Origin of the sequence: Snodgrassella sp. ESL0324 (assembly GCF_013344955.1) — a bacterium.
Classification (GTDB): Bacteria; Pseudomonadota; Gammaproteobacteria; order Burkholderiales; family Neisseriaceae; genus Snodgrassella; species Snodgrassella alvi.
On sequence record NZ_JAAEDS010000012.1, the window covers coordinates 855,168 to 867,842 of the forward strand.

Genomic DNA, 12,675 nt, shown 5'->3' on the forward strand with positions numbered 1-12,675 from the left:
AGTAGATTTATTTAGTAATAAGCATGGATGAACTTTAATGATCTGTTTTAAATTAGCATTCCTAATTTTTTCATCCAATTCACATAATCATCTGCACTTTTATCTATATCTTTTTGTGTAATTTTATCCGGATAGTCTGGCTCATTATTTGCGCCATAAATTGCAAAAACGGGCTGATAATCAGCCTGAACGTAATTTATTGTTAATTCAAAGGGGCTGAGAATTTGCTCAAGTGTATATTTATAATGTCCTGTTTGAGAATAGTCCGCTTTCTTTATACCTGCCGAAACAGCTAAACCAATTTTTTTACTTTTTAATTTATCGCCTAAGGCACCAAATGCCCATCCGTAAGTGAAAACGTCATCTAACCATTGTTTTAATAATGGTGGACAATTAAACCAATATACCGGAAATTGAATTACCAAATTTTGATGATTTTCAATTAAGTTTTGTTCGAAACCAGAGTCTATTTTAAAAGAGGGATAGTAAGAATATAAATCATGTATGGTTACTTGTTCATGATACTGATTTAATCTATTAACCCAGCATCGGTTAACACTTGAAGAGGCTAAGTGAGGATGAGCAACAATCACTAAAGTGCGTTTCATTGTTAAATATTCCTTCTATATTATTATCAATAATTAAGTCATACTAATATTAATACGATTAGTTTTGAAGTACGGTAATTACTGTTATGTACTATCTTTATGGAAAGTGTGAACATGGAAAATCATCATTGTGCCGAAGATCATTTTGAGAATAGTGGATTTAATTACACACTCTCAATGATTCGAGGTAAGTATAAAATTGTTATTCTTTATTGGTTAAACGAAAATCAACCATCAATGCGGTTCAATGAACTTAAACGAAGCATTAATCATATTTCTTTTAAAACACTGAGTAATACCCTAAAAGAGATGGAAAAAGATAAATTAATTTTTAGAAAAGAATATCCGCAAATTCCACCTAAAGTGGAATATGGGTTATTAGAACGAGGTAAATCTTTAGTTCCTATTTTAGATATGTTTTGCCAATGGGGAAATAATCATAAAAATGACCCATTATCATAATCTGAAAAAACTTTATCCGCCGACATTGTCGGCGTATTTATATGACTAAAGACAGAATTTGGTGGCGGAGGGATTGGAACTTATCCTGACGGTTTAATCCTGGAAGCTTCAAATTATCAAATTCTATTTATTGTATTTCTTTGCCTGATCTTTATTCCTCTGCTGATTACAATACGCAGCAAAGATATATAACAATATATATCAGACTATATTTAAGTTCTGATATCAATGTAATAGCTTATATCGATGCAGTTATACGGAATCCTTGCATAATCAGTTTGTTAGTTTATCCTGAGTTTATTGTGCTATTGATATAGCGGTATTTTTATGTGTATGGATTTTTAATATAAGTTTTAGAGATAAGCACGGATATGCCGCTATTGTTCAGAAAATAAGATTACTGTTGAGTCTGATAGTGATACACGGGAAAACCAGTGTCTTATATTCGATGGATTAAGCAGTATTATCATAAATGGAATATTACTCAAGATACCGGATTAACAGTGAATGCAGGCTCTGCCCTGCTATCAGGAAAAATTTTATCCGGTGATATAAATCATACCTGTTGCAACTGGTCTGATACAAAAACAACGCCACCGCATTTTTGAAAATGAAGTGGCGCTTATTACTACACTATATAGTTATAAGTATTAGTTATAATTATATATTTTTGTATGTCTATGTTATTTTCTTTTAACTGATACTAAATAAATTTAATCCATACAGCAAGTATTTTTTTCGGTTTTATGCTTTGGTTGCAATTTAAAAATTATAGTGTTGGATAGTAACTACAGTATAACCAGTACAGTAATAATTACGGACGAAACTATCTCTGTATTCTGGTACGTGCATACTGAAAGTTGCGGCAATAACACAAAAAAAAACCAAATTCAGCAAGAATTTGGTAAGGAAGTTTATGGCAATAATGGTTTTTAGTATGTGTGTGTTCAGTTGTTTATGCTTTGTTGTTGCGGAGTATGTAAGTTCAGCGATTTAATCGTCCAGTCGCGAATACGCTGTACCAGCTCCGGGTTTTGTTCCAGTTTCTGACCATAGCTCGGTATCCATTCATGCAGTTTTTGCTTCCATTCGCCGCTGACTTTATCGGCAAAGCAGTGTTCGAGTAATTCAAGCATAATGGATACGGAAGTAGAAGCACCCGGAGATGCGCCTAACAGGGCAGCCAGTGTACCATCGGTAGATTTTACCAGCTCAGTACCAAACTGCAGCACGCCACCTTTTTGCGGATCTTTTTTGATTACCTGTACGCGATTGCCGGCAACGGCCAGATGCCAGTCTTCATCGCGGGCTTCGGGATAAAAGGTACGTAATTCCTGCATGCGGTCGGTAAAGCTTAACCGTACCTGCTGTATCAGGTAATGCTCAAGCGCGAAGTTATGCACACCGACGGTGAGCATGGGGCAAATATTGGCAAAATTCAGAGTCTGGAACAGATCTTTAAATGAGCCGCATTTGAGAAACTTGGTGGTAAAGCCGGCAAAAGGGCCAAAAAGTAATGCTTCTTCGCCATCGATAACCCGTTTATCAAGATGCGGCACACTCATCGGCGGGGCGCCGACTGATGCTTTGCCATATACTTTGGCATTATGCTGTCTGACAATTTCGGGATTTTTACACACCAGCCACTGACCGGAGACGGGAAAGCCGCCGTAGCCTTTGCCGGCCTCAATCTGGCTTTTCTGCAGCAGTCTGAGGGAGCCGCCACCTGCGCCGATAAATACAAAGCGGGCAGATACTTGTTGACAGGTTTGATTAGTTAAATCTTTGATTTTCAGGTGCCAGCGTCCATCCTGCTGTTTCAAGTCGATAATTTCGTGCTGCAGATGCAGTTGGCAGCCGTGACTGGTGAGGTTGTTAATCAGAATGCGGCTTAAGGCGCCGTAATTGACATCAGTACCCAGATCCGACCAGGTAACGGCTATTGGCTCACTGTTATCCCGCCCCTGCATCATGAGCGGCACCCACTGGCTAATCTGCTCTTTATCTTCGGTATAAACCATATCCTGAAACAGGCGGTATTGCTGCAAGGCAGCAAAACGTTTACGCAGAAAAGCAACATCAGTTTCACCGCGTACAAGGCTCATATGCGGCACACTGCGGATAAATTCACCGGGATTGGCAATCATACCGGCATCGACAAGTGATGCCCAGAACTGTTTGGACAATTCAAACTGTTCAATAATTTTAATTGCTTTGGATACTTCGATTGTGCTGTCTTTCAGCTCAGGGGTGTAGTTGAGTTCGCACAGGGCTGAATGGCCGGTACCGGCATTATTCCATGCATCTGAGCTTTCTGTAGCCACACCAGCGAGACGTTCGTAGATATTAATCTGCCAGTCTGGCTGTAACCCCTTAAGAAAGGTTCCCAGTGTCGCGCTCATTATGCCGGCGCCGATTAATACTACGTCTGCTGAGCTATCGCTATTGGTGTTTTTCATAACGCAAACTCTTTTCTCTTCTCTTCAGGCTACTCTGATTAAATGTTTATCTGGAAGTTCGCACACGAAGTAATCAGTATTGGTGTGATTTACTTGTTTTTGACTTAAATCATTGACAATAACAAGTGGTTAATTTAAGCACTTTTACTAACAGGCAGCAATAGCAAAATACAGTATGTACCAGACTCTATGGCTTTTTATTGACTATTTTATTGTTTATTAAGAAAATTGTTTTTTATTAGCATGACAATGATATTTTATAGTAACAGCAAATGATTATATCTTTATTGTTTTAAATTAATTTTTATATATTTTAATACAAATTTTTACAAATCAATAACAAGGGTATTACAGCTATGCCGACCATAACCGCTGCGTTTATGGCTGATTTTTTTGTATCTACTGTTGCAAACGGTTAACACACAGAGCACTGATGGCGGCAGCCAGTGCATTAAACAGTATCGGTATCCAGTCCAGCGGCCAGCTAAATAGCCAGTTTTGCAGAAGTGCGACTGAAAAGGCAATAATGGCGGCGGCTGCGCCGAGCAGAAAGCGCGGCAGACGCCGGACAAAACAAGAGCAGAATACGGCCGCCAATAGTGAAGGGACTAACGCAAAAAGCATGCAGCCACAGATAAGTACAAGAATAAGCTTGATATCATTAGAATTAAGTAAGCTGGTCTGCATCAAGGGCAGTTCACTATTGGCGCGCCAGTAAAATAATATAGTACAGAATAAAGCGGTGATGTTTACACTGCTTAGCGTTTGCAGCATAAGTGCGGGCAGTCTGGCCAAAGCTGATGGATGGTGGGTATGGATCTGCCTGTGCTGCATGATACTGTCCCGTTCTGACCGGCCGGCTGACAGGAGCCGGCTGTGTTATTCAGTGTACCTGACAATGCCGCATACAGGTATGCTGTCTGGTTGTTAAGTATCTCTGACTACTCCGGCATGATACTAGATACTTTACCGCAGCCGGCGCAGAAAAAGCCAGTGATTAAGCTTCGCTGGCACCAAATAACAGATTTTCTTTAATCGCACGGATTTTGTCACGAATCTGTGCTGCCTCTTCAAACTGTAAATCACGTGCAGCAGCCTGCATGGCTTTTTCCAGCTTGGCGATTTCTTTAACAGCATCATCTTCGTTACGGATTTCCCCGACTTTGAGTTTGCTGCGACCTCGCCCTTTGCTGCCGTTTTCATCATGGTAAACGCCATCTATCAGGTCGCGTACCTGCTTTTTAATTTGCTGCGGCACGATACCGTGTTCTGCATTAAAAGATATCTGGCGGGCACGGCGACGCTCGGTTTCATCTATGGCGGCTTTCATGGAATCGGTAATTTTATCGGCATACAGTATAGCTTTACCGTTAACATTACGTGCAGCGCGGCCTATGGTCTGAATCAGGCTGCGGTGACTGCGCAGAAAACCTTCTTTATCCGCATCCAGAATTGCCACCAGTGAAACTTCGGGAATATCCAGCCCTTCACGCAGCAGGTTAATGCCTACCAGAACATCAAACAATCCCAGACGCAGGTCACGAATGATTTCTACCCGTTCGACGGTATCAATGTCACTGTGCAGATAGCGCACTTTTACACCCAGCTCGGCGTAGTAATCGGTAAGCTGTTCGGCCATGCGTTTGGTTAGCGTAGTGACCAGCACGCGCTCCCCCAGCTCACGGCGGATATTGATTTCCGAGAGTAAGTCGTCTACCTGTGTGGCCACAGGACGGATAATGATTTCCGGATCCACCAGACCAGTGGGTCGCACCACCTGCTCGACTACCTGACCGGCATGTTCTTCTTCATATTTCGCCGGAGTAGCCGACACAAATATGGTTTGCGGCATCACCCGCTCAAATTCATGGAATTTTAACGGCCGGTTATCCCGCGCAGACGGCAGGCGAAAGCCATAATCCACCAGATTCTGCTTACGTGAAGCATCGCCCTTGTACATACCGCCAATCTGGCTGACAGTAACATGGCTTTCATCGATAAACATCAGTGCATTTTTGGGCAGATAATCCATTAAAGTAGGCGGCGGCTCTCCTTCCGGTTTGCCGGAAAAGTGGCGTGAGTAGTTTTCAATACCTTTGCAAAAACCCATTTCATAGAGCATTTCCAGATCAAAGCGGGTGCGCTGTTCAATGCGCTGCGCTTCGACCAGACGTCCTTCATGGGTAAACCATTTAATCCGGTCGCCCAGCTCCTGTTTGATGTTTTCGCATGCCCGCAATACGGTTTCGCGCGGGGTAACATAGTGGCTGGACGGAAATACAGTATAGCGCCCTACCCGCTGTTGCAGGCTGCCGGATATCGGGTCGAACAGCTGCATGCGGTCTACTTCGTCGTCAAACAAGCTGACACGCAAAGCCAGCTCAGAGCTTTCCGCGGGGAAAATATCAATCACATCACCGCGCACGCGGAAAGAACCGCGGGCAAAGTCGATATCGCCACGCTCATACTGCATGGCTACCAGACGCGCGATGATATCGCGCTGGTCGATTTTCTGCCCTTCTTTCAGGTGCAGAATCATCTGGTGATATTCATTAGGGTCACCAATACCATAAATGGCCGATACAGTTGCCACAATCACCACATCCTGACGCTGCATCAGGCTTTTGGTGGCACTCAGACGCATCTGCTCGATATGCTCGTTAATGGCCGAATCTTTTTCAATAAACAGGTCACGGCTGGGCACATAGGCTTCCGGCTGATAGTAATCATAATAGGAAACAAAATACTCAACTGCGTTTTCCGGAAAAAACTCACGCATTTCCGCATATAACTGGGCAGCAAGCGTTTTGTTATGCGCCATGATAATTGCCGGCCGGCCGCTTTGCGCAATCACATTGGCCATGGTGAATGTTTTACCGGAACCGGTAACGCCGAGCAGAGTCTGGCCGGACAAACCGTCTTCCAGTCCCTCCAGCAATCCTTTGATTGCAGCCGGCTGATCACCGGCAGGGGGAAATGGCTGATGCAGTTTAAACACACTACCCGGATACTGAATAACATCCATAAGTTTGTAACCTAAATAAAATTCAACTCAGCAAAAAAATCACGGCTGAAACAGCCAAAACCGCCGGCAGCGGTTTTGGCTTACAAATAAGGCCATTACAGGTAAAAAGCAAGTTTGAACATAATGCTTTATATCACTTCTGCCTGCTGAAAAACCGGCTGCTGCCAGACTTTACTTTTTATGGTGGTTTTCTAACAAATCAGTTATTTAATCAGAAAGTTAATATTCCACAGCAGCCAATCAGGCATATTATGCCGAGCCTGCCCTGCCGGCCGGTGGTTTTGCGTTAGCCGACAGCAGGCAAGAGATAGTTGGTGAAATCATACTGCGCCATGTCTGGCTATGTTGTAAAACCCGCTAAAGGGTCTATTTTTATGCGCCTTTCCGGATTGATTTCTGTATTACAGCCATTCAGAAATATTATAATCAAATCATTGATTACACCAACCGGAATAACCGGTGAGTACCGGCAGAATATTGTTATACAGGGGAAAAAGTATTATGGGTGAACTCAGCCTGAGCAAATGCCAGCCAATCGAAATTGATGCCGATAATCCGTTTAAAAACGATGTACTGGGCAGAGAGGAGAATATCACCGTTCTGACTCAATTTATTACCAGCTTTGAACAGTCTATTGTACTGTGTATTGATGGTGGCTGGGGACAGGGTAAAACCACCTTTATCAAAATGTGGCAGCAGTATCTGAAGAAACGGAATATAACTACTATTTATTTTAATGCATGGGAAAGTGATTATACTGACGATGCCTTGATTGCACTGATTGGGGAAATTAGTCTAGCTATCGATAATCTGTCGGGCGAAGCTGAATCAAAAGCTAAAGGTTTGTTAAGTATTATTAAAGATAAAATTCGGTACCTGATAAAGGATGGATCATCTAAGGAGTGGCTGACAATTGTCTCAGCCATTGGCAGTTTTATTTCAAAAGGTCACATTAAAGCTGATAAAATTGCTGAATTTGCTACTAATCTGAATGCTGCTCTAGCCAAAGACCAAATTGAAAAATATGAAAAATCTAAACAAGTTCTGCTTGAATTCAAACAGGCGTTAAGCCGACTAGCTGAGTGCTGTTCCAGTAATGAAGAGAAAAAACCATTAGTAATTTTTATTGATGAGCTGGATCGCTGCCGCCCTGATTTTGCGATTGAGGTACTGGAAAAAGCCAAACATTTGTTTAATGTGGATAATATTATTTTTGTACTGGCAACGGATAAAACTCAGCTTAGCCATTCTATCAGAGCCGTGTACGGCCAAGGACTGGATGTTAACGGCTATCTGCGCCGGTTTATTGATTTTGATTATCTGCTTCCGCTATCATCAGATGCATCATATATTATTCACTTAATGAATAAATTTTCACTTGAAAATTATTTCCAAAAAGCAGGATTTTATCGTTTACCAACTAGAGATTTTTTAGTAAACATTGTTCACAAATATAAATTAAGCTTAAGAGAACAAGAAGCTTTTTTTAATATTTTTAATGTTATTATTAGAACGGAAAGTAATGCTCATTTAGACAATTGGACAGTTCTTACAATTATTTTTTTAATTATATTAAAATTAAAATTTCCAGATTTATATAAAAGTCTGGATAACAAAAATGATACTGATTTTATTTCAAATACATTAGAAAATATTCGTTCTCATTGCACTCCAAATAATGAAGATTTAAATTATTACTTAGAACTAATAGAATACTTACTTTTAGAAATCTCGAAATCGTTTTTATCTCGTTCAATTTCATCACAAGAATTTATTGAACAGTATGTTAACAATTTTCATTTTGATGAAAATAAAAAAAATAGACTTGAGACAATTAGAGCTGATTATGGAAATCCTCATATAGATTTATCACAATTGTTTGACATAAAAAAATTCATTGAAATTTCTAATTCATTCAAATTTAATTAATTTTTCGGATAGGTACTTATCTACATTTTTTATCTTTTTTACGAATAAAGAATTAATATCCAGAAATATTGAAACCTGCTGGCAAAAATAAAATTTGAATAAAAAAACCGCCATACAGGCGGTTAAATATTTATTTTTTCGGTGTACGTTTAGAATAATCAATGGCTTTGTAATAATCTGCGCCACTACCTGCCGGCGGTTTGGCTGCCTTTTTAAGACAGGCATTAATCACTGTTTCATCATTCAGTCTGAACTGTTTACTGTCCAGTTTACCGCTTAAGGCCTGATTTTTGATTTTTTTAGCGATATTGATTAAATCCTCACGTGACATGAAACCGGTCAGATTATAAATCCGGTTCTCTGCAATTTCCTTTTCAAGGCCGTTTCTTTTTATCAGATTATAATATTGCAGCATACCATTATTCAGATATTCTTCCGGCGTCCCTTTCAGAAACGCCGCTCTGATTTCGGTGGAAACAACATTATCGGCAGCAGATAAAGATTTCTGCCCTTTGTAAGCCATGTCATACTGATTATTGGCTGTGGATACAAAAGCTTTTAATGTAATGCACTGCGGCGGCAGATCATTCACATCGCTGGTTTCATAATTGTATTCTTTGGCAGCAGCACCGGCGGATATACAAAACAATAAGACAGAGGTAAGCAGCAGTTTGTTCATACGGTTTTCCTGATTAATCAGATATTGCTTTAACTTTATATATCAAATCAGATATAGCCAGAGCCTCCATGCAGACAGCGACAATAAAGCTTAAATTCTGTTTCTCTTAATCCATGATAACTTCACAATAAAGATATCAATGAATTATTAATATTTAAACATATAGTGTGTATGGTAAATAAGTTTTTATTTATTTGTCTGCTGAAGCCAGTTTCTCTGCATACTGTGCTGATTAATTACCTGAGTGATTTCAGTTAGTCGAATCCGCACTTTTAGATAAATCTGAACAGCTTTGCCGGTGTATCCCAGAGTATATTGTGTGTCAGCTGTTTATCCTTCAACAGCATATTCAGCTGCGTAGACAGATAATCAGGGGTAATCTGCTGTTCAAATTGGGTATGCGGCCAGTCGCTTCCCCACATCAGCCGATGGCTGCCCAGATTTTCTACTAATAAAGGGATGGCAGAAGCAAAGAATTTGTGACCTTCTGCTGCGGCTGCACTAATCCGGTATGCTCCCGACAGTTTGCACCATATCATTCCGCTACGCCCCCACTCAAGTAACTGCTGAAAACCATAATCGCGGGCAGGCTGACAATCCGAAGGCCGGCCGAAATGATCAATCACCACTTTCACATCCTGTTTGAGCAGTGTTGCAATCATGTCACTGAGTTTGTTACTGCGGCAATGTACTTCTACATGCCAGTTAAGCTCTTTCACTTTATCAAGCAGATTTTGCCATGAATCGGTTTGTAAATCCGGCTGGACACCATCAATAATATTCAGGCGTATACCGACAATACCGCCTTTATCCAGTGCTTCAAGTTCAGGCATTGTGACAGATGGCTCAACACAGGCAACGCCTCTGAGACGGGGTTTAGTCTGTGCAATAGCCTGGAGCATAAAGCTGTTGTCATAACCCAGAAAACTGGGCTGAATCAATACGCCATGTGTACAGCCATGAGCATCCAGATGTGCCAGATAATCAGCGAGCGGCGCATTTTGTGCCGGTGTATAGCGGCGGCCGGCCGCCATCGGTAAATTCAGCATAAAAACATGGGCATGGCTGTCTATAATACCTACCGACTCCTGATTCATGTTATTTCTCTTTCTCAATCTGCTATTTGTCAGATATCTGACCGTCCTGATCAATTTCGCTTAAGTCGCGCCCTTTGGTTTCCGGTAACAGCAATACGCTAATGACCACGATTGAATAAGCCCAGCTGGCATCTATACCGATGGCTGAACCCAGCGACATTGAAACACTCATATGCCCGACCAGAGGCGGAAATACAGAGGAAAGAATACGGCCGAAATTATAACAGAAGCCTACTCCGGCACCTCTGTATTTCTGCGGATACAATTCATTAAATAATGCTCCAAGACTGGAGGGAATACCGGCAGCAAAGAATCCCAGCGGAAAACCCAGAAACAGCATCTGGGTATTGGTTAAGGGGACAAACAGATAAATACGTACTGTAATTACACAGCAGATAGCAAAACAGACAACATTAAAACGCCTGCCGATTTTATCGAGTAAAACTGAACTGGCCATACAGCCACACCAGAAGGCAACGATGATTACTGCCAGATAGGCACTGGAATTGAGCACAGAAAGGTGGCGTTCTTCTTTCAGATACGTAGGCAGCCACGACATGATTGCATGATAACCGCCATGTGCGCCCAAACCCAGCAAACCGCCTAGTAAAGTAGTACGAATCAGTGAAGGAGAAAAGATGCCGAACAGTGCTTCGGTTATAGGCATGCTGTTTTCATTTTTCGAAACTACGCTAGTTTGTTTTACCGGCTCCTGTACATGCCGGCGTACATAGAAAATCAGTAGTGCCGGCAATAAACCAACTGCAAACATGATGCGCCAGGCGAAAGTTTCCGGAGCCAGACTGAATACAACGGAAAACAGTATAACGGCCAGTCCCCATCCCACAGCCCATGCACTTTGTACTGTTGCCATCACTTTGCCGCGATACTGGCTGGAAATGGTTTCTGCCATCAGTACAGCTCCGGCTGCCCATTCACCGCCAATACCAAATCCCTGTAAAGCTTTCAGCACCAGCAACCAGTGATATTCGGTAACAAATGCCGCCAGAAATGTAAAAATTGCAAACCATATAATCATAATTTGCAATGTTTTAACGCGTCCGTACCGGTCTGAAAGAGCTCCTGCAAACCAGCCACCCAGTGCTGAAGTGACAAGTGTGGCACTACTGAATAAGCCGGCCTCCCCTCTACTGATAGCAAAATATACAAGCAGTGACGGAATCACCAAACCAAACATCTGTGTTTCCAGAGCATCGAGTGCCCAGCCACTAAAGCATGCCCAAAAGGTTTTTCTTTCATTTGCTGAAACTGCCCGGTACCACTTAAACATAAAGTTTCTCTTTCTTTATCTAATTTTGAGAATATCAATTTGTTATGCTTGCAGCAGATATAAAACTTAATTTTTAAAACTTTATGTCTTTAATTTACGCTTAATAGCATTTAAAGCCAATAAAAAAACATAATGTAATTCAAAATAAAATAAAACAGATGAAATTTTTCATTAATCACCCTATTTCGATAATCAATCTATTAAACATTAAGATATACAAGATTTATCTTTCCAGATACATACACTAGTATATTAGTCTTTTTCCATTTAACTACAATTATATACAATAAAGTTTTGATTTTAAGCAAATCTTTAAGTCTTTATTGCACATAAAGGTTATTAATTAATAAATTATTTTAATTCTAATAAAATTGGCACATTTTGTGCACCTTTTTTTCTATTATATTTGTTTTAGCAATAAATTATGAAAATTTATTCTTAATAACGAATATTATTTTAATAAAAATATATTTTTTAAAAATAAATACCAATAAATATCCGATATTTATCCGTAGTTGTCCCTGACAAGCATTAAAACATACATTTTATCTGGCATACAATTTATGCAAATAATATTAAATGATTATTATGGTGAATGAACCATTTTATTGTCAGACAATATATATTTTTATTTTTATAAAAAATTATATATATCTCTGTCTTGATGCTTACTTATAATCCATCTTATCCTCCCTGAGTTTAAGCTTTGATTAAATTAAAACAAACCCATATATCAGATTATATTTTTAAACAATATATTTAATCAAATTAATTTTTACATTAAAAATTTAATTTTAACATTAAATAATTTTACTTCATTTATTGCTATTATCTAGAGTTTTAATACTGCTGAAATTTCTTTCAAAATTTACCTATAAAACAGATGAAAGTTTTGAATTAGATAATAAACATAGTGTATTAATACTAAACAGAATAATTTCTGTAATTTCCGTACTTGATAAGATTAAGAAACCGAATTCCATTTTTTATAATTTATTAAAGTAAATATAAAATTACGGCTAAGAATATTTTTATTTATACCTTTATTTGATTTTTCAGTAAGCAAAAATTCTATTTTTTAATCATTTAAACCGGACAGTGTTAATTGTGAGAATGTGCTGTAAT

At 39.7% G+C, this 12,675-nt stretch carries 9 protein-coding genes; 2 read left to right on the forward strand and 7 right to left on the reverse strand.

Features of this window, described 5'->3' with window-relative positions; all coding sequences use genetic code 11:
* Positions 1-47 precede the first annotated feature (47 nt).
* Complete coding sequence (locus GYY70_RS06080) at positions 48-608, reverse strand: NAD(P)H-dependent oxidoreductase (RefSeq protein ID WP_174831614.1); 561 nt, start codon at positions 606-608, stop codon at positions 48-50.
* A 114-nt stretch (positions 609-722) separates the two neighbouring features.
* Between GYY70_RS06080 and GYY70_RS06085 the strand changes: the two genes are divergently transcribed.
* Positions 723-1,070: a helix-turn-helix domain-containing protein gene (locus GYY70_RS06085; RefSeq protein WP_174831615.1), complete on the forward strand. Its 348-nt coding sequence runs from the start codon at positions 723-725 to the stop codon at positions 1,068-1,070.
* Positions 1,071-2,017: 947 nt separating this feature from the next.
* Here the strand turns inward: GYY70_RS06085 and mqo are convergent.
* From mqo to uvrB, 3 genes are all read right to left on the reverse strand, one after another.
* Positions 2,018-3,529 (reverse strand): malate dehydrogenase (quinone), encoded by a 1,512-nt coding sequence (gene mqo, locus GYY70_RS06090; RefSeq protein ID WP_174831616.1) that lies wholly within the window; start codon positions 3,527-3,529, stop codon positions 2,018-2,020.
* Between the two features lie 399 nt (positions 3,530-3,928).
* Positions 3,929-4,363 carry a hypothetical protein gene (locus GYY70_RS06095; RefSeq protein WP_174831617.1) on the reverse strand — a complete coding sequence of 145 codons (435 nt, stop codon included), beginning with the start codon at positions 4,361-4,363 and terminating at the stop codon, positions 3,929-3,931.
* Between the two features lie 163 nt (positions 4,364-4,526).
* Entirely contained in the window at positions 4,527-6,554 is a 2,028-nt protein-coding gene (uvrB, locus tag GYY70_RS06100) for an excinuclease ABC subunit UvrB (protein ID WP_084553346.1), read from the reverse strand.
* Between the two features lie 501 nt (positions 6,555-7,055).
* Between uvrB and GYY70_RS06105 the strand changes: the two genes are divergently transcribed.
* Positions 7,056-8,483 carry a P-loop NTPase fold protein gene (locus GYY70_RS06105; protein ID WP_174831618.1) on the forward strand — a complete coding sequence of 476 codons (1,428 nt, stop codon included), beginning with the start codon at positions 7,056-7,058 and terminating at the stop codon, positions 8,481-8,483.
* Positions 8,484-8,613: 130 nt separating this feature from the next.
* On the opposite strand, the gene GYY70_RS06110 is transcribed toward GYY70_RS06105, so the two are convergent.
* The 3 genes from GYY70_RS06110 to GYY70_RS06120 all read right to left on the reverse strand — a co-directional run bounded on the left by GYY70_RS06110 (position 8,614) and on the right by GYY70_RS06120 (position 11,550).
* On the reverse strand, positions 8,614-9,162 hold the full coding sequence (locus GYY70_RS06110; RefSeq protein ID WP_084563732.1) for a hypothetical protein: 549 nt from the start codon (positions 9,160-9,162) through the stop codon (positions 8,614-8,616).
* 272 nt (positions 9,163-9,434) lie between these two features.
* Positions 9,435-10,259 (reverse strand): amidohydrolase, encoded by an 825-nt coding sequence (locus GYY70_RS06115; RefSeq protein ID WP_174831619.1) that lies wholly within the window; start codon positions 10,257-10,259, stop codon positions 9,435-9,437.
* A 22-nt stretch (positions 10,260-10,281) separates the two neighbouring features.
* Positions 10,282-11,550 carry an MFS transporter gene (locus tag GYY70_RS06120; RefSeq protein WP_174831620.1) on the reverse strand — a complete coding sequence of 423 codons (1,269 nt, stop codon included), beginning with the start codon at positions 11,548-11,550 and terminating at the stop codon, positions 10,282-10,284.
* Positions 11,551-12,675: the final 1,125 nt, after the last annotated feature.